Genomic DNA, 25,356 nt, shown 5'->3' on the forward strand with positions numbered 1-25,356 from the left:
TCAACTGATATCGAAGAGTTTTTCAAAATTGGAGATGGCGAGGATCTTGCGAACATCGGAGCTGGCATTCACCACACGTATGTCCGGATCGTCACCACCGACATGGTCACGCAGCAACAGCAGCATGCCGAGCGCGGAACTGTCGAGGTAGGTGGTTTCCTTGAGATCGATGACCACCGAATCGGGCCAGTTGGGCTGACGTTCGTAGGCGTCACGAAATTCCTGGTGCTTGCCGAAATCGAAGCGACCCTTGATCTTGATCGTCAGCTTTTTCCCGTCCTGCGAAAAATCAGTCTCGACTGCCATGCTAGCGATTCCTTCGATGATGGCGGATACAGCTCCTTAAAGGTTTAGCAGGCAACCGCGGGGGCTGCAAGCGATGCGGCTTGCGGATACTGGCTGCCTGTGCCGGCCGCTTCGCGGGTAAACCCGCTGCCAGCGGATCGTCAATGCGGGTGCTGCCGTGGCAGGCGCTGGGACAGTTCGTCGAGCAGGCGCTGTTCGCGCTTGTCTTCCGCGCGCCGGGCTTCTTCCTGGTAACGCTGCACCAGCTTGCGCAAGCCCTCCACCCGGGCATAGGCCTGCTGCCAGGTACCACGGGCGTTGTTGAGGTTGTTCTGGTGCCAGGCCAGGCTCTGCCGCTGCTGGGTCATGGCCGTTTCCAGCTGGCCGAGGAAACGCTGGTAGTTGACCAGCCAGTTGCCATTGACCCCCTGCCCGCCACGGTTGATCCACTGCAGCTGGTAATCCTCACGGAACCGTTCGAGCTCGGCCAGCTTGGCCTGGGCGGTCGCCACCAGCTGCTGGAAATGCCCAAGGCGCTGGGCCGCCTTGCGCTCGGCCTCCTCGGCCATGGCCACCACCGGCGCCAGGCGCGCGGCGCGTCCGGGCTGCGCCATGGCCTATCAGCCCGCCGGGGGCGTGAAGATCGCCCCCAACTGTTCGCGGCTTTGCGCCATGCTCACGTTCTCCTGCAGGCCCTGACGCAGGAATTCCACCATCTGCGATTGCAGGGCGATGGCCAGGTCGGTTTCCGGGTCGCCACCAGCGACGTAGGCACCTACGCTGATCAGGTCGCGGCTCTGCGAGAGGCGCGACCACAACTGCTTGAGCTTCTGCGCCTGGCGCAGATGGTCGGCATCGACCACCTGGGGCATGACCCGGCTGATCGAGGCTTCGATGTCGATCGCCGGGTAATGGCCTTCCTCGGCCAGCCGCCGCGACAGCACGAAGTGGCCATCGAGCACGCCGCGCGCCGAGTCGGCAATCGGGTCCTGCTGGTCGTCGCCTTCGGACAGCACGGTGTAGAACGCGGTGATCGAGCCACCGCCCGGCTCGCCGTTGCCCGCGCGTTCCACCAGCTTGGGCAGCTTGGCGAACACCGACGGCGGGTAACCCCGGGTGGCCGGCGGCTCGCCAATGGCCAGGGCGATTTCCCGCTGGGCCTGGGCGAAACGGGTCAGCGAGTCCATCAGCAACAGCACGTTCTTGCCCTTGTCGCGGAAGTACTCGGCAATGCGCGTGCAGTACATCGCGGCGCGCAGGCGCATCAATGGCGCATCGTCGGCGGGCGAAGCCACCACCACCGAACGCTTGAGGCCTTCTTCACCGAGGATATGCTCGATGAATTCCTTCACCTCGCGGCCACGCTCGCCGATCAGGCCGACCACGATGATCTCGGCTTCGGTGAAGCGGGTCATCATGCCCAGCAGCACCGATTTACCCACGCCGGTACCGGCGAACAGACCCAGACGCTGGCCACGGCCAACCGTCAGCAGCCCGTTGATACTGCGAATACCTACATCAAGCGGCTTGCTGATGGGGTCGCGGTTGAGCGGGTTGATCACCGGCCCGTCCATCGGCACCCAGTCCTCGGCCTTCATCCCGCCCTTGCCATCCAGCGGGCGGCCGGCGCCATCGAGCACCCGGCCGAGCATGCTCATGCCCATCGGCAGGCGACCGCTGTCGCCCAGCGGCACCACCCGGGCGCCCGGGGCGATGCCGACGATGCTGCCAACCGGCATGAGGAACACCTTGGGCCCGGCAAAGCCCATGACTTCGGCCTCGACCTGCACCGGGTGGTAGCTGTCGTCGTTGATCACCAGGCAGCGGGTGCCAACCGCTGCGCGCAGGCCTTCGGCTTCCAGCGTGAGGCCGACCATGCGCAGCAGGCGGCCTTCGACCACGGGCTGGGCTGGCAGCTCGATGGCTTCGGCATAACCGCCCAGGCGCTTGCCGAAGCTGGTGCGCTCAAGCTTCATCGGAGCTGGCCAGGTCGACGGCGATATCCGCCGCCGCCGGATGCAGGGAATGGTCATGCAAGCGGTCGAACAGTTGCGCCACGGCCTTTTCGATGCGGGTTTCCATGCTGGCGTCGATGCGGCTGTGAGCGGTCTCGATGCGACAGCCGCCCGGGAGCAGTGCGCTGTCTTCGAGCAGCCGCCAGGTTTCCTCATGGCGTTCGCGCAGCGCCTTGACCAACTCGAAGTCCTGCGGATTGAGGTGAATACGGATGTTGTCGGCGCCCATCGGCAGCAGCTTGAGCGCCTCGCGCAGCACCTGGGTGATGTGACTGGAGTCGCCGCGCAGCTCGCGACCGATCACCTGGCGGGCCATGTGCGCCACCAGGTGGACCACCGACTTTTCGATCTGCGTATCCTGTTCGGCGATAGGCTCCATCAGGTTGGCCATCAACCGATCGAGGCTTTCCAGCTTGGCTTTCAGGGCCTCTTCGGCTTCCTGGCGAACCTTCAGCTGGGTGCTGTGGAAGCCCTCGCGCTCGCCGGTGGCGAAGCCCTCGTTGTAGGCCTCCTGGCGGATGGCCTCGAGTTCTTCCAGGGTCAACGGCTGGACTTCTTCCAGCGGCACTTCCTCGACTTCGTCCTCGATGACCTCGGGTTCCGGCTCCGGTTCGGGCTCGGGCTCCGGTTGCGGGTCGAAGCTGGGCAGCGCCCACACGTCCACGCCCTCGAGGTCGCGGGCGCGGATCAGGTCGCTGGGGTGATGTTCTTTGGTGGGCATGCTGTCATGTTCTCAAACCGTGTTCAGCCGACACGGTCCCTGTGGGAGCGGGTTTACCCGCGAAAGCGTCGGCAGCGACAACCTCTATCGCCAGGTCTGACGCCTTCGCGGGTAAACCCGCTCCCACAAGGAGCGGCGTCGGTCTCAGATCGCGAATACCTTAGATCATTTCCTCGGCGCCCTTGCCACCGAGCACGATCTCGCCGGCTTCGGCCATGCGGCGGGCGATGGTGAGGATTTCCTTCTGCGCCGTTTCCACGTCGCTGACCCGCACCGGCCCCTTGGCCTCCAGGTCGTCACGCAGCAGCTCGGAGGCACGTTTGGACATGTTCTTGAAAATCTTGTCCTTGACCCGCTCGTCGGCGCCCTTGAGCGACACCACCAGCACGTCGGACGATACTTCGCGCAGCAGCGCCTGGATGCCGCGGTCGTCGACGTCGGCCAGGTTGTTGAAGACGAACATCAGGTCCTCGATCTGCTCCGACAGGTCGCTGTCGATCTCGCGGATCGCGTCCATCAGTGCACCTTCGACCGAGCTGTCGAGGAAGTTCATGATGTCGGCAGCACGCTTGATACCGCCCAGGGTGGTGCGCGCCGCATTGGAGTTGCCCGAGAACTGCTTCTCGAGGATCTGGTTCAGCTCCTTCAGCGCCGCCGGTTGCACGGTATTGAGCGACGACACGCGCAGGACGATGTCCAGGCGCACCTTGTGGTCGAAGTTGCTCAGCACTTCACCTGCCTGGTCGGGGTCGAGGTAGGCAACCACGATGGCCTGGATCTGCGGGTGCTCGTAGCGGATCACGTCGGCCACGGCACGCGGCTCCATCCACTTGAGGCTGTCCAGGCCGCTGGTGTTGCCACCGAGCAGGATGCGATCGACCAGGCCGTTGGCCTTGTCTTCGCCCAGGGCCTGGTTGAGCATCTTGCGGATGTAGGCGTCGGAACCGACACCCAGGCTGGTCTGGTCGCCGACGATCTCGACGAACTCGCTCATCACCTGCTCGACCTGGTCACGGTGCACATTGCCCATCTGCGCCATGGCCACACCGACCCGCTGCACTTCCTTGGGCCCCATGTGGCGCAGCACCTGGGCCGCATCGGTCTCGCCCAGCGAGAGCAGGAGGATCGCCGCTTTGTCGACGCGGCTCAGCTTGGCGGTAACGGCTCGGTTATCACTCATCGGCGTTGATCCACTCTTTCACGACCTGGGCCACACGGCCCGGGTCTTCGGCCACCAGGCCTTTGATTGCGTTGAGCTGCGCCTCGTAGCCCTCGGTCGGGCTAGGCAGCAGAATGCTTGTCGGGCCACCCAGAGTGACGCGGTCGTTGGCCAGTTCGCCATCCAACCCCACCATGCCGCCCAGCTCCATGTCGCTATCCTGGGCAGCCTGCTTGCCGCCCCCGGTGATGTTGTTCAGCACCGGCCGCAGTACACCGAACACCAGCACCAGGATGAACACCACGCCCAGCACCTGCTTGACGATGTCCCAGAACCACGGTTGCTGATAGAAGGCGATGTCGCTGATTTCCTCGCCACGGTCGGCGGCGAACGGCACGTTGATCACCGTCACGCTGTCGCCACGGCTGGCATCGAAACCGACCGCATCCTGCACCAGGCGGGTAAACCGCGCCAGGTCCTCGGCGCCCCACGGCGTACGGCTGGTGTCGCCAGTGGCCGGGTCGACCTTGACCTGGTCATCCACCACCACCGCTACCGACAGACGGGTCATGCGCCCCTGCTGCTGGCGGGTGTGGCTGATGGAACGGTCCAGCTCGAAGTTCTTGGTGCTCTGCTGACGCTTGTCCGACGGATACGGTGCCAGCATCGGCTGGCCGGTGGCCGGGTCCATGATCTGCTGGCCGTTGGCGTCCACCAGCGGCTGGCCGGGCTGGATGGCCGCCGCCGGCGCGGCGCTGCCACCGGTGGTCTGCGGCGCCGAGGCCGGGCCTGGCGGCTGGTTGCTCAGTGCGCCGGGCACGCCCTGCGGGCCCTGGCTGCTGGCACGTTGTTCGTCGACCGACTGCTCGCTGCGCAGCGCCGGCTGGTCGGGGTTGAACTGCTCGGAGGTGGACTCGACCGCACTGAAGTCGAGGTCGGCAGACACTTCGGCCTTGTAGCGGTCGTTGCCCAGCACCGGCTGCAGGATGTTGTGCACGCGCTGGGTAAGCATGTTTTCCACCCGGCGGCTGTAGTCGAACTGCTTGCCGGCCTGGGTCAGCGCGGTGTCCTGGATCTGCTCGGACAGCAGGTTGCCCTTCTGGTCGACCACGGTGACCTGGGACTTGTCCAGTTCCGGCACGCTGGTCGCGACCAGGTTGACGATGGCCATCACCTGCCCGGCTTCCAGGGCACGGCCTGGGTACAGCTCGACCAGTACCGAGGCGCTGGGCTTGCGTTCGTCACGCACGAATACCGAGCTTTTCGGGATGGCCAGGTGCACGCGCGCAGCCTTGACGTTGTTCAGGCTGGACACGGTACGCGCCAGTTCGCCTTCCAGGCTACGGCGATAACGGGTGGCTTCCATGAACTGGCTGGTGCCCAGGCCCTGCTCCTTGTCGAGCAGCTCGAAGCCGACATTGCCATCGCTCGGCGCCACGCCGGCGGCAGCCAGTTTCAGGCGCGCACGGGAGAGGTCGTCGGCCTTGACCAGCAGAGCGCCGGAATTGGGCTCGACGTTGTAGGGGATGTCGGCAGCGGCCAGGGTATCCATGACCTGCTTGGTGTCCATGCCCGCCAGGCTGCCATACAGCGGGCGGTAATCCGGTTGCTGCGACCACAGCACCACGGCAAAGCCGATCGCCACGCTGGCAGCCAGGCCGACCAGCAGGCCGACCTGACGCAGCATGGGCATCTGCGCGATGTTTTCCAGAAACGCCATGCCGAACAGCGGCGGCTTGGCCGCGGGCGGGCCGCTTTTCACGGGGGCGTTGTCGACGACTGCTTCAGCCATGGATTATGTCCGTCCTCAAACCGGCATCTGCATGATGTCCTGGTACGCCTGGACCAGCTTGTTGCGTACCTGGGTCAGGGCCTGCATCGATACACTGGCCTTTTGCGAAGCGATCATGACGTCAGTCAGGTCGACGCCGCTCTTGCCGATCTCGAAGGCGTTGGCCAGCTGGGTCGAAGCCTGCTGCGTCTCATGCACCTTGCCGATGGCCTGGCCGAGCATGTCGGCAAAGGTACTCTGCCCCGGCGCCAGCTCAGGGGCGGCAGCCACCTTGGGCAGCGACATGGCATCGGCCTGCATGGCCCGCATGTCCAACATCAGACGATTGAATTCAACACCTTGGCTCATGACCCTTCTCTCTCCTGCGGCCGCATTTTTTTGACGGGATGCGGCGGATAGCCTACGTAAAGCAACAAAGGTGCCAGCCTTGGAATGTCAGCCAGTTCAGCGTCTGTGCCGATGGCTTTTTCCTGACGACCAGGCAAGCCAGCGCCCGCAGCGACCGCTCACGGCTTCAGGGCTGCGCTGTACTTGTGGGAGCCGGCTTGCCGGTGATGGGGCACGAAGCGGCGCTGCTGGTCTTCAGCCGAACAGGCTGGCCTCGACGTCAAACCCGGCGTCACGCATTTGCGCCAGCTTGTAGCGCAAGGTGCGGGGGCTTATCCCCAGGCGCTCAGCCGCTTCTTTGCGCCGGCCACGCTCGGCGCGCAAGGTGTCGATGATCATCTGGTACTCGTGGCGACGCATGTCATCACCCAAGCCGCCGGCTTCGGCCGTCGCCTCGGGCGGCGCCTCGCTGCCGGCCGACAATGGAATGGCGCCCGCCAGACAAAAATCCGCCGCCTCGATCACGCCACCCTGCTGCAGGATCAGCGCCCGCTGCAAGGCGTTGTCCAGTTCACGCACGTTGCCCGGCCAGGCATATGCCTGCAGGCATGCACGGGCCGCTGGCGACAGGCGCACCGGGGCGTGCTTCATCTTCGCCACGTGGCGGGCCAGCAGCCGCTCGGCCAACTGCAGGATGTCGCCCGGGCGTTCGCGCAGCGGGCGCCAGGCCAGGGGGAACACCGACAGGCGGTAGAACAGGTCTTCGCGGAAGCGCCCTGCCGCCACTTCGCCGGCCAGGTCGCGGTTGGTGGTCGCCAGCACGCGGATGTCCAGGCTGATCGGCTTGCGCCCGCCTACCCGCTCGACTTCACGCTCCTGCAGCACCCGCAGCAGCTTGGCCTGCAGGGCCAGTGGCATTTCCGAAATTTCGTCGAGCAGCAAGGTGCCGCCTTCGGCCTGCTCGAACTTGCCGGCCTGGGCGGCGATGGCGCCGGTGAAGGCGCCCTTCTCGTGGCCGAACAAGGTAGCCTCGAGCATGTTGTCGGGAATGGCCGCGCAGTTGATCGCCACGAATGGTTGCGCAGCCCGTGGCGATTGCTGGTGAATGTAGCGGGCCAGCACTTCCTTGCCGGTGCCGGACTCACCCGAAATCAATACGGTCGAGTCGCTGCGTGCCACGCGCGCGGCCAGCTCCAGCAACTGCCGGCTGGCCGGCTCGCAAGCTACCGGGCCCTCTTCGTCGGCCGCCCCCAGTCGCCCGGCAGCATGGCGCTCGACCAGGCTGAGCAGGGCCTTGGGCTCGAATGGCTTGACCAGATAATCGACAGCGCCCTGGCGCATGGCCTCGACGGCACGCTCCACGGCAGCGTGCGCGGTCATCAACAATACCGGCAGTTGCGGCTGCTGGCGGCGCAGTTCGGTCAGCAGCTGGTGCCCGTCCATGCCAGGCATGTTTACATCGCTGACCACCAGGCTGAAGGCCTCGACCTGCACCGCCTCCAGCGCTTCTTCGGCACTGCCCACCGCCTGGTAGGCGAAGCCGCCGATGGTCAGGGTATCGCCCAACGCCTGGCGCAAGACCCGGTCGTCTTCCACCAGCAGCACCTTGATCACCGTCATGCGCCCTCCGCCAACTGCCCGTCGATCAACGGCAGCTCTACGCGCACGCAGGTACCACGGCCAACTTTCGAACGCAGGCTGAGGGCGCCCTGGTGCGCACGCACCACGGCCTTGACCACGGCCAGGCCCAGGCCGGTGCCAGTGGCCCGGGTGGTCAGAAACGGCTCGCCCAGGCGCCCGAGCAAGTCTGCGTCGATGCCACTGCCGGCGTCGCTCACGCACAGGTGCAGGGTGCGCTGGCGGCGGAACAGGTGCACCTTCAGCCGCGCCGGGCCGTCACTGGCCTGCAAGGCATTCTCGATCAGGTTGAGCAAGGCACCGACCAAGGTATCGCGGTTGCACAGCAACTCGCCCAGGTGGCTGTCGCATTGCCAACGCACGGCGTGCCCCTGTACATGCACCTGGGCTGCCTGCTGCAGCGCCTGGAACAATGCCTTCGGCGTTATCCGCTCACCCAGCGGCAATTCGCCACGGGCAAACACCAGCATGTCGCGTACCTGGTGCTCCAGTTCATGCAGGCGTTCTTTCAGGGTGCCGGCAAAACGCTGGCGGGTTTCCGCGCTCAGGTCTTGTTCGGGGTCGGCCAGGTGGCTGGCGTAGAGCATCGCCGCCGACAGCGGCGTGCGGATCTGGTGAGCCAGCGAGGCGACCATGCGCCCGAGCGACGACAGGCGCTCATGGCGGGCCAGCTGGTCTTGCAGGCGACGGGTTTCAGTCAGGTCGTTGAGCAGCACCAGCTGACCGGGTTCGGCATCCAGCGAGCGGGTGGCAATCGACAGGCGGCGGCCATCGCGCAGCGAGACTTCGTGGCCGTCGTCCTTGCGCGGGGCAAAGCTGCGGGCGATCACCTGGCGCCACAGCTGGCCGATCAGCGGCTCACCGAGCAGTTCACAGGCGGCCGGGTTGGCTTCACGCACCAGGCCCTGGCCATCGATCACGATCACCCCGCCTGGCAGCAGGTCGAGCAGGTTCTGCAGGCGGTTGGCCAGGCGCTCCTTTTCGCTCAGCTCGGCAATGCGCTGGGCACTGACGACCGCCAGCTCACCCTTGAGTTCGCTGACCCGCGCTTCGAGCAGGCTGTAGGACTGGCTCAGCTGGCTGGACACCTGATTGAACAGGGCAAAGGCTTGTTCGACGCCCTGGCGGCTGTCCTGCTCGACCAGGGATTGCCCCTGCGCAAAGGGGGCTCGGGATACGTGGGCGGCCTGGGGCATCGTGCTCTCTCGCGTGGCTGACCGTCATAAAAACGGTATGTTGCCAGCGGTGTAGCAATAGCCGTGCCGGAGATGGGGGTTTAGTGCAGGGCGTGGGTATTGTGGTGGGGCGGAAATCGAGCGCCGCGCGGGCGGCGCTCGATCCAACAGGCACCGGAAAGACCAGGACGAACACCCGCCCCAGCCATCAATCCTCGGCCTGCTCCTCGCCCCCCTGGCGGCTCATGCCGTACTTGCGCATCTTCTCGACCAGGGTGGTACGGCGGATGCGCAACCGCTCCGCCGCTCGGGCGACGATACCGTTGGCATCGTCCAGTGCCTGCTGGATCAGGCCCTGCTCCAGGCTACCGAGGTAGTCCTTGAGGTCCAGGCCCTCGGGCGGCAGCATCGCGTGGTTGCTGAAGTTCGGCGTATGGCCGTTAATGGCCACGCGTTCTTCAAGGTCGCTGCGCAGGCTGTCGACCATCTGCTCGTCTTCGTCATCGACGTAGCGGAATTTCTTCGGCAGCTCGGATACGCCGATCACTCCATATGGATGCATGATCGCCATGCGCTCGACCAGGTTGGCCAGTTCACGCACGTTGCCCGGCCAGCCATGCCGGCACAGCGACATGATCGCGGCGGAGTTGAAGCGGATGGAGCCGCGCTTCTCGTGCTCCATGCGCGAAATCAGCTCGTTCATCAGCAGCGGGATGTCTTCCACCCGCTCGCGCAGTGGTGCCATCTCGATCGGGAACACGTTCAGGCGATAGTACAGGTCTTCACGGAACGTGCCGTCCTCGATCATCGTCTCGAGGTTCTTGTGGGTCGCGGCGATGATGCGCACATCGATGCTCTGGGTCTTGTTGCTACCCACCCGTTCGAAGGTGCGCTCCTGCAGCACGCGCAACAGCTTGACCTGCATCGGCAACGGCATGTCGCCGATTTCGTCGAGGAACAGGGTACCGCCGTTGGCCAACTCGAAACGCCCGGCACGGCTGGTGATGGCGCCGGTGAAGGCGCCCTTCTCGTGGCCGAACAGTTCGCTTTCCAGCAGCTCGGCCGGGATCGCCCCGCAATTGACCGGCACGAACGGCGCTTCACGGCGCTTGGAGTGGTAGTGGAGGTTGCGTGCCACCACTTCCTTGCCGGTGCCGGACTCGCCGAGGATCAGCACGCTGGCATCGGTATCGGCCACTTGCTGCATCATTTGCCGTACGTGCTGGATGGCCCGGCTGGTGCCTACCAGGCTGCGGAACAGGTTGGGTTCGCGCTGGCGGCCACGCTCGCGCGCCTGGTCGTACATCTCGCGATAGACCTGGGCACGGTGCAGCGAATCCAGCAGCTGGCTGTAGCTTGGCGGCATTTCCAGGTTGGAAAGGATTCGGCGGCGGAGGTCTTCCGGAAACTCCACAGAAGAAATTTCACCTAAAAGCAGAACCGGAAGGAACTCATCCCACCCTGCCACTGTCTTAACGAGCCCAAGGAGATTGCCCGGAGCATTCACAGCACCGATGAGCACGCACAGCACTTCACGACTCGAAGACAAGGGCTCGACCACTTGCTGCCAGTCCTGGCTGGAGCAAGCGAGGTTTTCTTCGCCCAGGAAGTTAAGCACCACCGCGAGATCGCGGCGGCGGGCGCTGTCGTCATCGATCAGCAGAATCTTGGTTTCACGCCACATGCAATAGCAACTTCCCTAGTCATATCGGCGCCCAGCAGGGGCGTGTTCGACATCATTCCGACTGAATGGTCAGTGTTCGGACGTCTGAAATTCGAAAACAGCCACTAGTAAAGTCAAAAAACACCAGCCAGTCAAATTAATGGCGCATGGCTTTTGGCAACATCTGTGGTCACGAGAACAGATGGTATACCTTCGCGGCATTTTTCGCCTGACGGATTTTCGTCATTTCTTCGACCAGGGATTGACGTTCGCCACTTGCAACTTCAATTAATTGGCGATAAACGCTCAACAATTGCTCAAGGCTGGCACTGACATCGGCCTCGTTGCCCTTTGCCTCGGTCAGCATGTCGCTGATACGCAAGCGGCACTCCAGGTCCAACTCTCCCACCGCTTCCCAGTCACGGTTGGCCAGCGCCGCCAGCAGCAGCTCCCGGGTTTGCTCGATTCGGGCGATTACTTCGCTCATGTCACTCCTTTGTCAGGAAGCCGCCGACTGATCGCCGATTGCGTCCCAACCTTCCTTCACAGTGATCAGCAGGCGTGCCACTTCATCGATGATAGCGGGGTCACCCTTGGCGTTGGCCTCGATCAAGCGACGACTCATGTAGGTATACAAGCTGTCCAGGTCGGCCAGGCTGTCGGCGTGGTTTTCCAGGTCCAGGCCTTCGCGCAGCCCGCCGATGATGTCGATGGCCTTGCCGATGAGGATACCCCGTTGCGCGACGTCATTGCGTGCAATCGCCCCCTTGGCCTGCGCCATGCGGTCCAGGCCGCCCTGCATGAGCATCTGCACCAGACGGTGCGGGCTGGCTTCGGACGTTTGCGCCACACCATTGACTTTCTGGTACTGCCGAAGGGCCAACATCGGGTTCATGGATCTACCTCGTTGCTGCAAAAAAGGTTGCTTGTACCTGTGTATCGCCGGGCCGTCAAAAAACTTTAGGCGCACAATGGAAAAGCCCGACACGCCTGCTGAGGCCGTCGGGCTTTTTACGTTACCGCACTACCGTTGCGATCAGGAGTTCTTGGCCTGCGCGTTGAGCGCATCGAACACCGACTTGATCTGGTTGGCCTGGGCATTGAGCTTGGCCACCGCGGTATCCATCGCGACGAACTTCTTGGTCAGCGACTCGGTCAGCGACTCGGTGCGACGCTCCAGCGCCAGCTGCTGATCGGCCAGGTTCTTGGCTACCTTGTCCAGGCTGGCCTTGCGCGTGGCCAGGCTGCCATCGGTGGAGTTGTAGGGGTCAATGGCCTTGTTCATGCGCTCGAAGATGCCATTGGTACCGGTGAACAGCTCCTGCACCTCCGCACCCAACTTCTTGTCGTTCATGGCCGCGTTGAACTTGGTGGAGTTGAACTCCAGGGTGCCGTCCTTGGTGGTGTTGATGCCCAGCTGGCTCAGGGTGGTCAGCTGGCTGCCTGCGCCCACTTCGGAAAGCACCTTGCGGATATCGTTGACCAGCGAACGGGTGGTCGGGTCGTTGGTCAGTGGCCCCAGCACCAGGTTGTCGTCGGCATCTCGCGAGGTGGAGGTCAGCGAGGTGATTGCCTTTTGCAGGGTGTTGTAGGCATCGACGAACGACTGGACGGACTTCTGCAGCCCCTCATTGTCAGCCGCCACCGTGATGCTGGTGCTGGTGCCAGCAGCGGACACGCCGGTCAACTCCAGCGTCATGCCGCTGATGGCGCTGTCGATGGTGTTCTTCGCACTGGTGACCTTCAGGCCGTCAATGGTCAGCTCGGCATCATGAGCCGGATCGGTGATGTAGCCGGCACCCGTGCCGGACATCTTGACGGTGCCATCGATCTGCAGTTCGGGAATACCGCTGAGCGAAATGTCCGAGCCCGTCCCGGTGGTGGTGGAGGTGAGCACCAGCCGCGCGCCACCCTCGGCATTGACGATGTTGGCCGAGACGCCTTGGACGTTGAGTTCCTTGTTGATCTGGTCGCGCACGCTTTCCAGGGTGGCGCCACTGGCGATGTCGATGTTCCAGTTGTTGCCACCCTGGCTCACGGTCAGCTGGCCAGCAGTGATGGCCGAGGTCGAACCGCCGGCGAATTGCTGGCTGGCGACCTTGGAGCTGGTGGCCATCTTGTCTACCACGATGGAGTAGCTACCGGCCACCGCCTTGTTGCTGGAGGTGACCTTGATCACCGCCTCGTTGGCCGACTTCGCCGAGTAGGCGTTGAACGATGGCGCGTTCGGATCGTTGAGCTTCTTCATGGCGTCCTGGAACGCCGTCAGGGCACTGCGCAGCGAGCCCACACCAGAAATCATTGCGGCGTTGTTGCTGGTCTGCCGGGTGATCTGCGCCTTTTTCGCCGCAGTGTCGGCACTTACCAGCGCCTGGACCATTTCGGTGATGTTCAGCCCGGTACCCAGACCGATACTGGAGACAATGCTACTCGCCATGACCGTTATCCCTCTCTGCAATCGTCAGCTCCGCTCCTGCGAAGGCCGACATGGAACGCCCCTGAAGCATTCGTCGCCAATCAGGCCTTGGCGTCGAACAAAAGACTGTTTACATCGCTCAGGCTGTGAGCAATCCGCAATGCCTCTTCCGAGGGCAGCTGGCGAATCAGCTCTCCAGTCTCGCTGGCGATGACCTTGACCACGATCTTGCCGGATTCTTCGTCCGTGGAGAATTCCAGGTTACGACGGGTCGAACTGAGAAACTTCTCGATTTCCGAAACGGCCTGCTTCACCTTTTCGGCATCATGTGCACTTTCCGCAGCGGTGACTGCCTTGGGTTCCAGCGTATCGCTGTTGCCACGCGGCGCTTCGGCCGAGCGGGTGACCGGCTTGTCGACGGCCGGGTCGGCCGGACGAGCGGTCGGGTAGGACAGGTTAAGCTTGACGCTCATGTCCATGTTTTGCCACCTCGCAATGAAAAAGCGGGGGAAGCGCCTGAATGCGCACTCCCCCGCCGGTCACCATCAGCGATTACTGAAGCAGCTTCAGTACGGCGGACGGCAGCTGGTTGGCCTGGGCCAGAACCGAAGTGGAAGCTTGCTGCAGGGTCTGCTGCTTGGTCAGCTGGGCAGTTTCAGCAGCGAAGTCGGTGTCCTGTACACGGCCACGAGCGGCTTCGGCGTTTTCGTTGATGTTCTGCAGGTTGTTGACAGTGCTGGTCAGACGGTTCTGCGAAGCACCCAGGTCAGCACGGGTGGTGTTGATGGTTTGCAGAGCGGCGTCGATGGCGTCCAGAGCAGCGTTCATGCTGGCTTCGGCTTCGGCGCTGGTCGAACCGGTGATGGCGATGGAAGCCGAGTCAACGCTCAGGGTCTGGGCGTCGAAACCGCTGTCCAGGCTGATGCTGATCTGGTTGTTGGCACCGGAGTTGGAACCGACCTGGAAGGTCAGGACGCCAGCGGTACCGTCCAGCAGGTTCTTGCCGTTCAGCTGGGTCGACTTGGCGATACGGCTCAGCTCGTCGGACATTTGTGCGAACTCTTTGTTCAGAGCTTCACGGTCCTTGGTGCTGTTCGAGTCGTTTCGCGACTGGACTGCCAGTTCACGCATACGCTGCAGGATGTTGGTCTGCTCTTGCATCGCGCCTTCAGCGGTCTGGGCGATGGAGATACCGTCGTTGGCGTTTTTGATCGCCATGGTCTGACCACGGATCTGCGAGGTCATGCGGGTAGCGATCTGCAGGCCGGCGGCGTCGTCTTTGGCGCTGTTGATTTTCAGGCCGGAGGACAGACGGGTCATCGAGGTGCTCAGTGCATCGGAAGCACGGTTCAGGTTTTTCTGAACGCCCAGAGAGGTGGTGTTGGTGTTAACGGTCAAAGCCATGACGAATTCCTCGTTGGATTGGGTACTACGGCTTCCGGCCTTGGCAAATCGCCGGGTGTGGCACAGAGAACCTTCGTAATAGTTATCTTCGTCAGGGCGGGTTTCTTTAGCGGTTTTTAGAAAAAATTTACTGGCAACCTGCCACCCCAATGAAATCAAGGAGTTGACGCCAGATTACAGGCGCCAAAAGGCAGCCACGGAGGAAAAAAAACGCCGCCTGAAGGCGGCGGCGTCTAGATCAGCGCTGTGCGCTCAGTCACGTCGTTCGATGATCGCCGAGCCCCAGGACAGGCCCACACCGAAACCACTCAAGGCCACCCGCTTGTGCTGGGAGCCGAGTACGTGCTTCTCGAGCAGCAGCGGAATGCTCGACGACACGGTATTGCCGGTCTCGACCATGTCCTTGACGAATTTCTGCTTGTGCTCGCCCTCGACGAAGCGCGCCGAGACCGCATCGACGATCGCCGCGCTGCCCTGGTGCAGGCAGTACAAGTCGATGTCGCCAGGCTGCAGGGCACTGGCTTCCAGCAGTTGCTGCAAATGCGCCGGCACTTTCACCAGGGCGAAGTTGTAGACCTGGCGGCCGTTCATGAAGAACTTGCCATCGGTGGTGCGCAGGTGCTCGGCCCCGGCGCCGTCACTGCCGAACAGCGACTTGCCCAGCTGCCAGGCAGCGCCCTCGCCCATCCAGGTAGCGGTGGCGGCATCGCCGAACAGCATGGTGGTGTTGCGGTCTTCGGGGTCGACGATCTTCGAATAGGGATCGGCGGTGATCAGCAGGCCATTTTTCAGCCCGGCGGCTTCCATGAAGCCTTTCATCGCATACAGGCCATAGACATAGCCGGAGCAGCCCAGCGAGATGTCGAAGGCAGCCACCGCAGTCGACAGGCCAAGCTTGTGCTGGACGATCGCCGCAGTGTGCGGCAGGCCTTCGGCATCACCGTTCTGGGTGACCACGATCACCGCATCGATGGCTGCCGGGTCAAGCGATGGATTGGCAGCGAACAGGTTCTTCGCGGCCTCGACGCAAAGGTCGGAGGTTTCCTGGGCAGCTTCCTTGCGCGGCAAGAAGGTCGAACCGATCTTGCCGAAGATGAAATCCTGGTCCTTGCCGAATTTCGCGCCCTGCGCGTAGTTGTCCACGCCTTCAGTGGGCACGTAACTGGCGATGCTTTTAATGCCAATCATATGGCTTCCCAATTCAGTAACAGCGAAATACCCGCCAGGGCCAAACGGCAAAACGCCAGGCGATACGGGTGGCTCCCGATCCCTGACGGCTTGTCCGGGGGCGACGCGGCGGTTCCCGGTTTCGACAATATACAGTGAAGATGCGCGTTCTGACTCTTAAGTCACGCTCTTTTTGTCGAATCGACAAAGCGGGCAAGTCGGGCCGCCTGGCGGCCCGGTGCGGGTGAGCCCGCTCCCACGGATTCGATCGCGCAATCAGACACTGCGCGATCCCGGGCGGGAGCGGGGGCTGCCAGGCAGCCCGGCGATCAAGCGATCAGCGCCTGCCACTCGACCCGGCTGTGCGGGTCCAGGGTGAACAGCGCCGCGCCGCGGCTGTGCCCGGCGTTGTAGAACGGGTCCTGCGCCTGCGGGGCACACGGCAGTGCATCCACCTGGCCATGGCGCACCACCTGCGCCTGGGGCGTCCACACCACCAACAGCCCGGCCTCGGACACGCTCAGGCAGGCTGCCACCTGGGCGGCGCGAATGCTCGCCGCCTGTTCATCCAGCCCGCCCAACGCCCGCAGCACTTCGGCCCGCACCATCAGGCAACCCGACACCGCCGAGACGTTGTGCTCCACCTGCAAGCGCTGCAGGTAGCCCGGTGCATCCTTGGCCAGGCCCTGGAACGCCGGGCGGATGCCCGCCTCGCCCGCCAGCACCAGCCCGGCCTCGACCACCTTGCCGTCGCTGCCCAGCAGCTTGCCGCCAACCACCCCGACCTCGGGGCGCTGGGCCTGGTTGAGCAGGCCTTCCAGCCAGTTGGCATTGAGCACTTCGGCGTCACTGTCGAGCATCACCAGGTAGTCGCCCTGCGCCTCACGGCTGGCCAGGTTGAGCATGGCGACCGGCGCCATGGCCTGCTCGCTGCGGATAACCCGTACCCGGCTGCCGGCAGCCGCCAGGCTGGCCAGCCATTCGCGCAGCTGCGGCGACTGGCTGGCGTTGTCGGCGATGACGATCTCGTGGTTCTGGTAACGCGTGCGTTGCAGCACGCTGACCAGGCACCTCTGCAAGGCTTCAGCATTGTCCTGGCAGTGCAGCAGGATCGATACCGCCGGGCGCTCGGCATGCCGATAGTCGATCTGGTGAGTGCCCGGGTGTACCGAACCCACCGTGGCCGCATAGCCACGCTGAGCCAGACGGCGGGTCAGCACCGCCCGCTCCTGGTCCTGGCTGTCGAGCGCGGGAGCGTTGCAGATCAACAGCGGCTCGGCAAGGTGCGCCAGGCCGGCCAGGCCTTGCTCGCCGATCATGCGCAGCAACAGGTCGAACTCCAGCGCCAGCGGGTACTGGCTGTCGAAGCCACCTGCCGCCAGCAGCAAGTCACGGCGCAGCAACCAGTGACGCGCCATCACCCCGGGCACGCTCTGCAGCAGGTCGAGACTGGTGCCAGGCCGCAGTACTTCACGCAGACGGCCGTCCGCCTGCACCTGGATTTCATCCATGGCCACCGCGCGAATGCCTTCGGCACCCAGCAGTTCAAGGCTGGCCCGCAGCAAGCCGCTGGCGGTGAAACGATCGCCGGCTTCAGCCAGCACCACCCAGTCGGTATCCAGCTGGGCGACCGCCTGGTTGATCTGGCGTACGTGGTCGTTGCTGTCGACCTTGACGAAGTGCACGGTCTGCCCGGCATTGGTCACCATCGGCAAGTCGCCGCTGGTCAGTACCACCACCTTGAACCGGCGGCACGGGCCAGCCATCAGGCTGTCGAAGGTGGCCTGCAGCTGGTCCATCTGCGCATCCAGGTCGAGCAGCACGATACCAAAGCTCGGGCCACCGTCTGCTGCCGCCAGGCGCTGCCGGGCCAGGCTGGCCTGCTCGGCGTCCGGCGTACGCGCTTCGAGCCAGTCCAGCAACTGCCCGGAGGGCAGCGATGCGAGCAGCGCCTGGCTGTCATAGCTCGGCAATGCCGCGAGCCGGGCCAGCCAGGGCCGTAGCGGTGCGGCCTCGGCTTCATCCCCAGCTGCCTCCAGCGAGGCCAGCAGGCGCTCCACCACCACCCGGTTGAACGGGCTCAGGGCCAGTGCCTGCCACAGGCGTGCGCGGGCGGTGCGCTCGTTGTCATTGGCATTGACCTGCATCAGCGCCTGCTGACGCACCAATATCGCTTCGAGCTCACGCAGCTGGATGCGCCCGCAAGGCATGGCATGGATGAGGAATTCCAGCTGAGCCAGCAGATCGAACATCGGCTGGTTGTAGAACGGCATCTCGACGAACTGCTGTTTGCCGAAGATGCGCAATGGCTCGGGGCTCGGCACGTTCCAGCGCGAGGTGATGATCATGCAGCCATGCAGGGCGCGACCGCTGAGCAAGCCCTCGGCCATGGCCTGGAAGCCTTCCAGCGCTACCTGTTGCACCCGTTCGGCACCGAGGCCGCTGAGCGCGGTCGGGATCGAGGCGAGAAACGCGGCGAACTGCTCGCGTTCCTGGCGGCTGCGCTCGTCACGGTTGGCCAGCACGGTGAGCACGTTGGTGTTGTGGTCCGACCCCCCCAGGTTGGCTTCCCGCACCGCGTACGGAATCGGCAGGATACGCGCCTTGGCGTTGGCCAGCAGGTAGAAGGTATGGCCGATTTCCTGCCATTCGAAGCTGGTGTTCGCCGGCAGCAGCGCATACCACTGCTGCAGCAGGTCGGTACGGGTGACCGCGTAGAACGGCGGCAGGAACTGGCCCATGAACTCGACCAGGCGCTGCGCCGGGTCGTCGCTGCAGTAGTCTTCCTGCACGCGCTTGTCACGCCGGTAGAAGTGCACCTCGGTGCCATGCCCCACGTACATCATGCCGTAGCCATGGCACACGCCGTAGTCCGGGTGTTGCTCAAGGAACTGCACCGACTGGGCCATGCCATCGAACAGCAGGAAGTCGTCGTCTGCGGCAAAGGTCATGAACGGCGTGCGCACTTCGTTCACGCCATAGGCGAGCTTGTCCTGCAGCCCTTTGTAGGTGTACTGCGGCAGGTGGCGGTAGTCCACCTGCGGGTAGTCCGCCTGCAGGGTGGCGTCGGCCTGGCCGGAGGAGTCCAGCACCAGGATGCTCGCCGGGAAGTCGCGATAATAGTGCAAGGCCCGACGCAGGAACGCCGGGCGGTTATGGGTGATCAACACCACGGTGAAACGCTCGCGCAGCGAGCGGTCGATGAGCGGGGTATCCTGAAGCTGCATGAAGACCTTCCTGCTGGTGACCTGGGGTAACAATCAACGCACGCGGCGCAGGTAGCCGTCCGGCGCCACGGTAAGCAGCAGCTTGTCCTGCACCTGGCGGTCGATGGCGAAGTCGCTGTTTTCTTTCAGGTACTGCCACACGGCGGTCTTTGGGTTGTCGCCATGGCCCCATGGGCGGTCCGGGAAGAAGTCGGCCGGCATGTCCTCGACCACGGTGTCCATCACCACGCAGTAGCTGTCCACCGACACCAGCGGCGCATAGGCGCGCAGCTCTTCGAGCACGTGGTCGTGGGTGTGGTTGGAATCGAGCACCACGATGACCTTCTTGCCTTCGGCCAGCTGGCGCACCTTGGCAACCATCTCCGGGGCGATGCTCGAACCTTCGAACATGGTGATGCGGTGCGCCATCGGGTGTTCTTCGATGGCCTTGCGGTTGTGCGGGCGGATGTCGACGTCGATGCCCAGCACCTCGCCATGGCCCAGCAGTTGCAGCAGCGAAGCGTAGTAGATGATCGAACCGCCATGGGCGATGCCGCACTCGATGATCAGGTCTGGCTGGATGCGCCACACCAGTTCCTGCATGGCAATCATGTCCTGGGGCAGCTGGATGATCGGCCGGCCCATCCACGAGAAATGGTAGCTGTACTTGTGCTTGGCCGATTCGTTGAACAGGTCCCGTGCCAGGCCCTGGAGCTTCTGGTCCTGGCCCTGGGCGGCGATCTGCTCGTTGCACTCGGCGATGAAGGCCTGGTGGACGTTGTTGTTGTCAGTCATGGAAGCGGTCTCTGCAAAGGTCATTGGAACGCGGCATCATCGACCGCGTGGTAGACGAAACGGTTGCCGGTGTCGCGGCGGATCTCGTCCAGGTAGTTGGAATTCATCACGAAGATCTGCGCACCGTCCGGCAGGCTCGCCAGCGCTTCCTGCGGCGACGACACGCGCAAGCCACTGAGCGGCAGGTGGCGGCCCTGCTTGGCCGGGTTGATGTCGATCACGTGGTCGACCTGCACCCCGGCACGCTGCAGGTACAGCGAATAGATCACGCCCTTGGACGACGCCCCCCAGATCGCCGCACCGCGCCCGGCCTGCTCGCGCAGCAACGCCTGGCCGCGTTCGAGGCTGGCGCTGAAGCCCGCCGGCAACTGCAGGCGCTGGCCATCGAAGGCTGGCACCCGCAGGCTGGCCAGGTCGGCGACGATGTACAGGTACTGGCCGTTGAACAGGTGGCCGGCATCCAGCACCGTGCCGAAACACCGGCGCAGGTCATCCAGGCGGAAGTAGTTGACGTGCTCGTAGAACAGGTCGAACCACGCGCGGTGGTCGAGGATCCAGTCCAGGCATGGCACTTCGATGTAGATCAGGCCACCCTGGTTGGCATCGGCGATGGCCTCGAGAAACGCCAGCGGGTCGGCGATATGCTCCAGTACATGACGCAGCACCACGGCGTCGGCCGACAGCCCCAGCGCACGGGTGAACGGCGCCTTGATCACCTCCGGGTTGTCGCCTTCGTAGGCCGGGTCGATGCCGGTCACCCGATGCCCGCGCTGGCGCAGCAACTCGAGGAAGTAGCCCTTGCCGCAGCCCACCTCGATCAGGCGCTGGCCGGCAAAGTAGCGGGTGATCAGCCGTTCGACGTCATCCAGGTGACGCTGGAACGCCGGCGACAGCGCCTGCTCGTTCTGGTAGTCGCTGTCGTAGCTCAGCAAGGACGCGTCGAAGGCCTGGTTGTAGACCAGGCCGGTGCGCTCATCCTGGACCAGGCACATGTCGCCGCTGGCCGACGCGCGTGCGCTGGCGGCATCGGCGAAGGTGCGGTTCTGCAGCACGGGCAGGCCGGCTGCGCGGTACAACTCATAGGCCATGAGGCGCTCCTTCGGCAGCCAGCAGCTGCTCGAGTCGGTCGGTCACGGCCCAGAACGCCATGGGTTCGTGGCTCGGATAGGGGTAATGGCCCAGGTTCAGCAGCAGCTCGGCGCCGCGCTCGCGCAGGCGCTGTTCGACCAGGCTGCGCACCGCTACCGGCCGGCCGCTGGCGCAGTTGACCACGCCGGAGAACCCCCTGCAGTGCAACAGGCCAGCCAATTGCCGTGCTGCCTCGGTGACCGGCTGGAAGTCGCGCAGTTGCTCGCCGGCGGACATGTCGAACACCGCCGCCTTGCTGTCGATGGCGCGGTCGAGTGCAGCCAGCAGGCTATTGGGGTTCTGGCCTTCACCATGCAGGTAGAACAAGCGCGCCCATTGCAAGCTGAACGGCCGGTGCATCTGCAACGCCTGGAGGAACTGATGCAAGCTGTGCTTGGCCAGGCCATAGGGGTTGGCCGGGCGCGCCGGGCAGTGTTCGTCCAGCGGGCCGCTCTGCATGCCGTATTCGAAGCAGGTGCCGGTGACCAGCACCTGCGCCACGCCCGCCTCGACCGCGTGCTTGACGAAGCGATAGTCGGCCATCAGGTTCTGCTCCAGATGGAACAGCGCCTGGTAATTCGGCAGCCCCGGCCAGGCCAGGTGGGCCAGGGCATCGATACCGTCGACCCAGCTGGCGACCTGCCCAGCATCCGCCAGCTGCAGGTCAGCGGCGACGAACTGCACCTGGTCGAACCACGGCATGCGGCGCGCCCGCTCCAGGTCACGCGCCAGGGCGCGTACCCGACAACCGCGGGCCAGCAGCTGCGCCACCAGATGGCGGCCAACGAAACCGGTGGCCCCGGTCACCAGCACATGCAGCGCGCTCATAGCACGGTCAACTCGGGCACGGCGATGACGAAGCGGCCGCCCCACTCACGGATGCCGGCCTGCTGTTCGCTGACTTCGCGCAGCAGGTTCCACGGCAGCACCAGCACGTAGTCCGGCTGCTCTTCGGCAAGGCGTTCGGGTGCCACTACCGGGATGCGGCTACCGGGCAGGAACTTGCCCTGCTTGTGCGGGTTGGCGTCGGCCACCCAGGCCAGCAGATCGGCCTTGACCCCGGTATAGTTGAGCAAGGTATTGCCCTTGGCGGCGGCGCCGTAGCCGACCACCCGCTTGCCGGCGGCCTTGGCATCCAGCAGGAAGCGCAGCAGTTGCAGCTTGATGCGCTCGGCGGCCGGCGCCAGGGTGGCGTAGAAGCCGGGGCTACGCACGCCCACCTCCTCCTCCAGCGCCAGCAGGCTGGCGACAGTCGGTTCCACGGCGCGGCGCTGGCCATCGGCTCGCTGCACGAACACCCGCAGCGAGCCACCATGGGTCGACAGCTCCTGCACGTCGAACAATTCCAGGCCGTTGCGCTGGCAGAGGATCTGCACCGCGGTCAGCGACAGGTAGGAATAGTGCTCGTGGTACAGCGTGTCGAACTGGTGCTGGGCGATCAGCGACAGCAGGTGCGGGAATTCGAAGGTGGCCACGCCGTTCGGCTTGAGCAAGCTGGCGAAGCCGCCGAGGAAGTCATTGATGTCCGGCACATGGGCAAGCACGTTGTTGGCTGCCATCAGGTCGGCGCCCCAGCCCTCGACCAGCAGTTGCGCGGCCACGGTGCGGCCAAAGAACACTTCGCGGATTTCCAGGCCCTTGGCCCGCGCCGCCTCGGCGGTGCTGCGGGTCGGCTCGACGCCCAGGCAAGGAATGCCGCGCCGGGCCACGTACTGCAGCAGGTAGCCATCGTTGGCGGCAATTTCCACCACGCGGCTGTCGGCATTCAGCCCGAAGCGCTCGGTCATGCTCGCCACATAGGCTTCGGCATGGGCCAGCCAGGAGCTGGAATAGGAGCTGAAGTAGGCATAGTCGGCGTCGAACAGCTGCTCGGCGCGGGTGTAGTCCTCGGTCTGCACCAGCCAGCATTGCTCGCATACCGCCACTTTCAACGGCACCCACTGCTCCGCCTCGGCCAGCTGCTCGGGGCGCAGGTAGGCATTGGAGGGCGGCGAGGTACCCAGATCGATCAACGGCAGGTGCAGGGCACTGCCACAACCACGGCAATTCATACGGTCACTCCGGTAAAGCGGTCGTCCAGCCAGGGGTGCTGCTCATCCCGGGCCGAGAGGTTGATCACGGGCAGCGGCCAGGCAATGGCCAGGCGCGGGTCGAGCACCGACAGCCCGCCTTCATGCTCCGGGGCGTAGTCGGCGCTGTGCAGGTACAGCAGCTCGGCGTCGTCGCTCAGGGCCTGGAAGCCGTGGGCGCAGCCAGCCGGCACCAGCAGGCTGCTGCCCTGGCCGGCCTCGAGGTGTTCGGCATGCCAGTGCAGGAAGGTCGGCGAGCCGGCACGCAGATCGACCACCACATCCCATACCGCGCCCTGCAGGCAGGTGATGTACTTGCTCTCCGGTTGCGGCCCGGCCTGGTAATGCAGGCCGCGCACGCTGCCGCGCTGGCGGGTCAGCGAGCGGTTGATCTGGCGGATGTGGAACGGCGCGCCGAAGCGCTCCAGGCTGTCTTCGCAGTACAACCGCGAGAAGGCGCCACGGGCGTCTTCGACACGGCGATGTTCGATGCGCGCCAGGCCCGGCAACGGCAAGGGGTGCAGGCGGTACTGGCTCACAACGACTCCTGGTACAGGCTCAGCTGGGTCAGGCTCACCGCACGCATGTCCATGCCCTTGTGCCAGGCAAGGTGCCAGCCCAGGGTGCGCTCGAGGCATTCCTCGAGTGCCCAGCGCGGGCGCCAGGCCAGCAGCTGGCGGGCACGCGAGCTGTCCAGGCGCAGCAAACCGGCTTCGTGCATGTCGCTCTGCTCGAAGCTGACGCCGGGCGCCTGCGGCCAGCGGTCGGCCAGCAACTGCACCACCTCGCCGACGCTGCACATGTCATCGTCACCGGGGCCGAAGTTCCACGCGCCGGCAAAGCGCTGGCCCTGCTGATAAAGGCTCGCTGCCAGCTGCAGGTAGCCAGCCAGCGGCTCCAGCACGTGCTGCCAGGGGCGCACAGCCGCGGGGAAGCGCAGGGTCACCGGCTCACCGGCGGTCCACGCCTTGAGCACGTCGGGAATCAGCCGCTCGGGCGAGAAGTCGCCGCCGCCCAGCACGTTGCCGGCCCGTGCGGTGGCAAGGCTCAGGCCATGTTCGGCATGGCGCTCGGCCGGGAAGAACGATGCGGCATAGGACTGCGCGAGGATCTCGCAGCAGGCCTTGCTGCTGCTGTAGGGGTCGTGCCCGCCCAGCGCTTCGTTCTCGCGATAGGGCCAGGGCCATTCCTGGTTGGCGTACACCTTGTCGGTGGTGACCACCACGCAGGCGCGCACGCCACCGGTCTGGCGCACGGCTTCGAGCAGGTTGAGGGTACCCATGACATTGGTCGAATAGGTGCCCAGCGGATCGCGGTAGCTTTCGCGCACCAGCGGTTGCGCCGCCAGGTGCAGGACGATCTCCGGCTGCACTTCGGCGACCAGTTCCAGCAGCACGCCAAGGTCGCGGATATCGCCACGGCGGTCATCGATGCCCTCGCCGACCCGTGCCAGCTCGAACAGGCTCGGCTCGGTCGCAGGGTCGAGGGCAAAGCCGGTGACCCGGGCGCCCAGGCTGTGCAGCCAGAGTGCCAGCCAGCTGCCCTTGAAACCGGTGTGGCCGGTGAGCAGAACGCGCTTGCCAGCCCAGAACGCAGGGCTCAGTCCCATTGCTTCCATGGCGCCTCCCCGCTGTTCCACAACTGTTCCAGGTGGTTCTTGTCCCGCAGGGTGTCCATCGGGTGCCAGAAACCCTCATGGGCGAAGGCATGCAATTGCCCCTCATGGGCCAGGCGCGACAGCGGCTCGGCTTCCCACGAGGTGGCATCGCCGTCGATGTAGGGCAGCACCTCGGGCGACAGCACGAAGAAGCCACCATTGATCCAGCCGCCATCACCGCGCGGTTTCTCGGTAAAGCCCAGCACCTGGTCGCCATCGCGCTGCAGGGCACCGTAGCGGCCAGGTGGCTGCACCGCCGTGACCGTGGCGAACTTGCCGTGGCCATGGTGGAAATCGACCAGCGCGCCGATGTCGATGTCGGACACGCCATCACCGTAGGTGAAGCAGAACGCCTTCTCGCCTTCCAGGTAACGTGCGGCGCGGCGCAGCCGGCCACCGGTCATGGTTTCTTCACCGGTGTCTACCAGGGTCACGCGCCATGGCTCGCTGTAGTTCTGATGCACGTCCATGCGGTTGGCGCGCATGTCGAAGGTGACGTCGGAAGTGTGCAGGAAGTAGTTGGCGAAGAAGTCCTTGATCGCGTAGCCCTTGTAGCCCAGGCAAATCACGAAGTCGTGGATACCGTGCGCCGAATACTGCTTCATGATGTGCCAAAGAATTGGCTTGCCACCGATCTCGATCATCGGTTTGGGCTTGAGGTGCGACTCTTCGCTGATACGCGTGCCGAGACCACCCGCCAGAATGACTGCCTTCATCGATTTCCTCTTGTACTTCGCGC

Annotated in this window: 24 protein-coding genes; all 24 read right to left on the minus strand. The window is 64.5% G+C overall.

Going from position 1 to position 25,356, the window contains the following annotated elements:
* On the minus strand, positions 1-306 hold the full coding sequence (locus HG549_RS18095; RefSeq protein ID WP_170031103.1) for an STAS domain-containing protein: 306 nt from the start codon (positions 304-306) through the stop codon (positions 1-3).
* Positions 307-446: 140 nt separating this feature from the next.
* Positions 447-899 (minus strand): flagellar export protein FliJ, encoded by a 453-nt coding sequence (gene fliJ / locus HG549_RS18100; protein WP_170031105.1) that lies wholly within the window; start codon positions 897-899, stop codon positions 447-449.
* Between the two features lie 6 nt (positions 900-905).
* Positions 906-2,261: a flagellar protein export ATPase FliI gene (gene fliI / locus HG549_RS18105; protein WP_170031107.1), complete on the minus strand. Its 1,356-nt coding sequence runs from the start codon at positions 2,259-2,261 to the stop codon at positions 906-908.
* Positions 2,251-3,021 carry a flagellar assembly protein FliH gene (gene fliH, locus HG549_RS18110; protein WP_170031109.1) on the minus strand — a complete coding sequence of 257 codons (771 nt, stop codon included), beginning with the start codon at positions 3,019-3,021 and terminating at the stop codon, positions 2,251-2,253. The genes fliI and fliH overlap by 11 nt, the downstream gene beginning before the upstream one ends.
* 160 nt (positions 3,022-3,181) lie before the next feature.
* Positions 3,182-4,201 (minus strand): flagellar motor switch protein FliG, encoded by a 1,020-nt coding sequence (gene fliG / locus HG549_RS18115; protein ID WP_013973604.1) that lies wholly within the window; start codon positions 4,199-4,201, stop codon positions 3,182-3,184.
* Positions 4,194-5,972, minus strand: a complete 1,779-nt coding sequence (fliF, locus tag HG549_RS18120) for a flagellar basal-body MS-ring/collar protein FliF (protein WP_170031111.1) — start codon at positions 5,970-5,972, stop codon at positions 4,194-4,196. Before fliF ends, fliG begins: the two co-directional genes overlap by 8 nt.
* Positions 5,973-5,987: 15 nt before the next feature.
* Entirely contained in the window at positions 5,988-6,320 is a 333-nt protein-coding gene (gene fliE / locus HG549_RS18125) for a flagellar hook-basal body complex protein FliE (protein ID WP_013973606.1), read from the minus strand.
* A 234-nt stretch (positions 6,321-6,554) separates the two neighbouring features.
* Entirely contained in the window at positions 6,555-7,919 is a 1,365-nt protein-coding gene (locus tag HG549_RS18130) for a sigma-54 dependent transcriptional regulator (protein WP_170031113.1), read from the minus strand.
* Positions 7,916-9,133, minus strand: a complete 1,218-nt coding sequence (locus HG549_RS18135) for a PAS domain-containing sensor histidine kinase (RefSeq protein WP_170031115.1) — start codon at positions 9,131-9,133, stop codon at positions 7,916-7,918. Before HG549_RS18135 ends, HG549_RS18130 begins: the two co-directional genes overlap by 4 nt.
* Positions 9,134-9,320: 187 nt before the next feature.
* Positions 9,321-10,796 (minus strand): transcriptional regulator FleQ, encoded by a 1,476-nt coding sequence (fleQ, locus tag HG549_RS18140; RefSeq protein WP_170031117.1) that lies wholly within the window; start codon positions 10,794-10,796, stop codon positions 9,321-9,323.
* Positions 10,797-10,965: 169 nt separating this feature from the next.
* Positions 10,966-11,262 (minus strand): flagellar protein FliT, encoded by a 297-nt coding sequence (locus tag HG549_RS18145; protein WP_170031119.1) that lies wholly within the window; start codon positions 11,260-11,262, stop codon positions 10,966-10,968.
* Between the two features lie 12 nt (positions 11,263-11,274).
* A complete protein-coding gene (gene fliS, locus HG549_RS18150; RefSeq protein WP_170031121.1) occupies positions 11,275-11,670 on the minus strand; it encodes a flagellar export chaperone FliS in 396 nt (131 codons plus the stop codon).
* Positions 11,671-11,811: 141 nt separating this feature from the next.
* The gene (gene fliD, locus HG549_RS18155; RefSeq protein ID WP_170031123.1) at positions 11,812-13,212 is read right to left on the minus strand and encodes a flagellar filament capping protein FliD; all 1,401 of its coding nucleotides are present in this window, start codon (positions 13,210-13,212) and stop codon (positions 11,812-11,814) included.
* A gap of 80 nt (positions 13,213-13,292) precedes the next feature.
* Positions 13,293-13,670, minus strand: a complete 378-nt coding sequence (locus HG549_RS18160; protein WP_170031125.1) for a flagellar protein FlaG — start codon at positions 13,668-13,670, stop codon at positions 13,293-13,295.
* A gap of 73 nt (positions 13,671-13,743) precedes the next feature.
* A complete protein-coding gene (locus HG549_RS18165; RefSeq protein ID WP_170031127.1) occupies positions 13,744-14,595 on the minus strand; it encodes a flagellin domain-containing protein in 852 nt (283 codons plus the stop codon).
* 252 nt (positions 14,596-14,847) lie between these two features.
* Entirely contained in the window at positions 14,848-15,783 is a 936-nt protein-coding gene (locus tag HG549_RS18170) for a ketoacyl-ACP synthase III (RefSeq protein ID WP_170031129.1), read from the minus strand.
* A gap of 308 nt (positions 15,784-16,091) precedes the next feature.
* Positions 16,092-18,989: a TIGR00180 family glycosyltransferase gene (locus tag HG549_RS18175; protein ID WP_170031131.1), complete on the minus strand. Its 2,898-nt coding sequence runs from the start codon at positions 18,987-18,989 to the stop codon at positions 16,092-16,094.
* A 33-nt stretch (positions 18,990-19,022) separates the two neighbouring features.
* A complete protein-coding gene (locus HG549_RS18180; protein WP_170031133.1) occupies positions 19,023-19,763 on the minus strand; it encodes a cephalosporin hydroxylase family protein in 741 nt (246 codons plus the stop codon).
* A 20-nt stretch (positions 19,764-19,783) separates the two neighbouring features.
* Positions 19,784-20,851: a class I SAM-dependent methyltransferase gene (locus HG549_RS18185; RefSeq protein WP_170031135.1), complete on the minus strand. Its 1,068-nt coding sequence runs from the start codon at positions 20,849-20,851 to the stop codon at positions 19,784-19,786.
* Complete coding sequence (locus HG549_RS18190) at positions 20,841-21,719, minus strand: NAD(P)-dependent oxidoreductase (RefSeq protein WP_170031137.1); 879 nt, start codon at positions 21,717-21,719, stop codon at positions 20,841-20,843. The genes HG549_RS18185 and HG549_RS18190 overlap by 11 nt, the downstream gene beginning before the upstream one ends.
* The gene (locus tag HG549_RS18195; protein ID WP_170031139.1) at positions 21,716-22,942 is read right to left on the minus strand and encodes a class I SAM-dependent methyltransferase; all 1,227 of its coding nucleotides are present in this window, start codon (positions 22,940-22,942) and stop codon (positions 21,716-21,718) included. The genes HG549_RS18190 and HG549_RS18195 overlap by 4 nt, the downstream gene beginning before the upstream one ends.
* Entirely contained in the window at positions 22,939-23,499 is a 561-nt protein-coding gene (locus HG549_RS18200; protein WP_170031141.1) for a dTDP-4-dehydrorhamnose 3,5-epimerase family protein, read from the minus strand. The genes HG549_RS18195 and HG549_RS18200 overlap by 4 nt, the downstream gene beginning before the upstream one ends.
* Positions 23,496-24,578: a CDP-glucose 4,6-dehydratase gene (rfbG, locus tag HG549_RS18205; RefSeq protein WP_170031143.1), complete on the minus strand. Its 1,083-nt coding sequence runs from the start codon at positions 24,576-24,578 to the stop codon at positions 23,496-23,498. Before rfbG ends, HG549_RS18200 begins: the two co-directional genes overlap by 4 nt.
* Entirely contained in the window at positions 24,560-25,333 is a 774-nt protein-coding gene (rfbF, locus tag HG549_RS18210) for a glucose-1-phosphate cytidylyltransferase (RefSeq protein ID WP_170031145.1), read from the minus strand. Before rfbF ends, rfbG begins: the two co-directional genes overlap by 19 nt.
* Between the last annotated feature and the right edge of the window lie 23 nt (positions 25,334-25,356).

Origin of the sequence: Pseudomonas sp. SK, assembly GCF_012975065.1 — a bacterium.
Lineage (GTDB): Bacteria > Pseudomonadota > Gammaproteobacteria > Pseudomonadales > Pseudomonadaceae > Aquipseudomonas > Aquipseudomonas anuradhapurensis.

Excerpts from the sequence above, each read along its gene's own strand:
- rfbG (WP_170031143.1), bottom strand. The coding sequence starts at position 24,578 with ATGGAAGCAATGGGACTGAGCCCTGCGTTCTGGGCTGGCAAGCGCGTT.
- fliD (WP_170031123.1), bottom strand. The coding sequence starts at position 13,212 with ATGGCGAGTAGCATTGTCTCCAGTATCGGTCTGGGTACCGGGCTGAAC.
- HG549_RS18190 (WP_170031137.1), bottom strand. The coding sequence starts at position 21,719 with ATGAGCGCGCTGCATGTGCTGGTGACCGGGGCCACCGGTTTCGTTGGC.
- HG549_RS18135 (WP_170031115.1), bottom strand. The coding sequence starts at position 9,133 with ATGCCCCAGGCCGCCCACGTATCCCGAGCCCCCTTTGCGCAGGGGCAA.
- fliS (WP_170031121.1), bottom strand. The coding sequence starts at position 11,670 with ATGAACCCGATGTTGGCCCTTCGGCAGTACCAGAAAGTCAATGGTGTG.
- HG549_RS18170 (WP_170031129.1), bottom strand. The coding sequence starts at position 15,783 with ATGATTGGCATTAAAAGCATCGCCAGTTACGTGCCCACTGAAGGCGTG.
- HG549_RS18195 (WP_170031139.1), bottom strand. The coding sequence starts at position 22,942 with ATGAATTGCCGTGGTTGTGGCAGTGCCCTGCACCTGCCGTTGATCGAT.
- HG549_RS18145 (WP_170031119.1), bottom strand. The coding sequence starts at position 11,262 with ATGAGCGAAGTAATCGCCCGAATCGAGCAAACCCGGGAGCTGCTGCTG.
- HG549_RS18095 (WP_170031103.1), bottom strand. The coding sequence starts at position 306 with ATGGCAGTCGAGACTGATTTTTCGCAGGACGGGAAAAAGCTGACGATC.
- fliI (WP_170031107.1), bottom strand. The coding sequence starts at position 2,261 with ATGAAGCTTGAGCGCACCAGCTTCGGCAAGCGCCTGGGCGGTTATGCC.
- HG549_RS18165 (WP_170031127.1), bottom strand. The coding sequence starts at position 14,595 with ATGGCTTTGACCGTTAACACCAACACCACCTCTCTGGGCGTTCAGAAA.
- fliH (WP_170031109.1), bottom strand. The coding sequence starts at position 3,021 with ATGCCCACCAAAGAACATCACCCCAGCGACCTGATCCGCGCCCGCGAC.
- HG549_RS18175 (WP_170031131.1), bottom strand. The coding sequence starts at position 18,989 with ATGCAGCTTCAGGATACCCCGCTCATCGACCGCTCGCTGCGCGAGCGT.
- fliG (WP_013973604.1), bottom strand. The coding sequence starts at position 4,201 with ATGAGTGATAACCGAGCCGTTACCGCCAAGCTGAGCCGCGTCGACAAA.
- rfbF (WP_170031145.1), bottom strand. The coding sequence starts at position 25,333 with ATGAAGGCAGTCATTCTGGCGGGTGGTCTCGGCACGCGTATCAGCGAA.
- fliJ (WP_170031105.1), bottom strand. The coding sequence starts at position 899 with ATGGCGCAGCCCGGACGCGCCGCGCGCCTGGCGCCGGTGGTGGCCATG.
- fliF (WP_170031111.1), bottom strand. The coding sequence starts at position 5,972 with ATGGCTGAAGCAGTCGTCGACAACGCCCCCGTGAAAAGCGGCCCGCCC.
- fliE (WP_013973606.1), bottom strand. The coding sequence starts at position 6,320 with ATGAGCCAAGGTGTTGAATTCAATCGTCTGATGTTGGACATGCGGGCC.
- HG549_RS18180 (WP_170031133.1), bottom strand. The coding sequence starts at position 19,763 with ATGACTGACAACAACAACGTCCACCAGGCCTTCATCGCCGAGTGCAAC.
- HG549_RS18130 (WP_170031113.1), bottom strand. The coding sequence starts at position 7,919 with ATGACGGTGATCAAGGTGCTGCTGGTGGAAGACGACCGGGTCTTGCGC.
- HG549_RS18160 (WP_170031125.1), bottom strand. The coding sequence starts at position 13,670 with ATGGACATGAGCGTCAAGCTTAACCTGTCCTACCCGACCGCTCGTCCG.
- fleQ (WP_170031117.1), bottom strand. The coding sequence starts at position 10,796 with ATGTGGCGTGAAACCAAGATTCTGCTGATCGATGACGACAGCGCCCGC.
- HG549_RS18185 (WP_170031135.1), bottom strand. The coding sequence starts at position 20,851 with ATGGCCTATGAGTTGTACCGCGCAGCCGGCCTGCCCGTGCTGCAGAAC.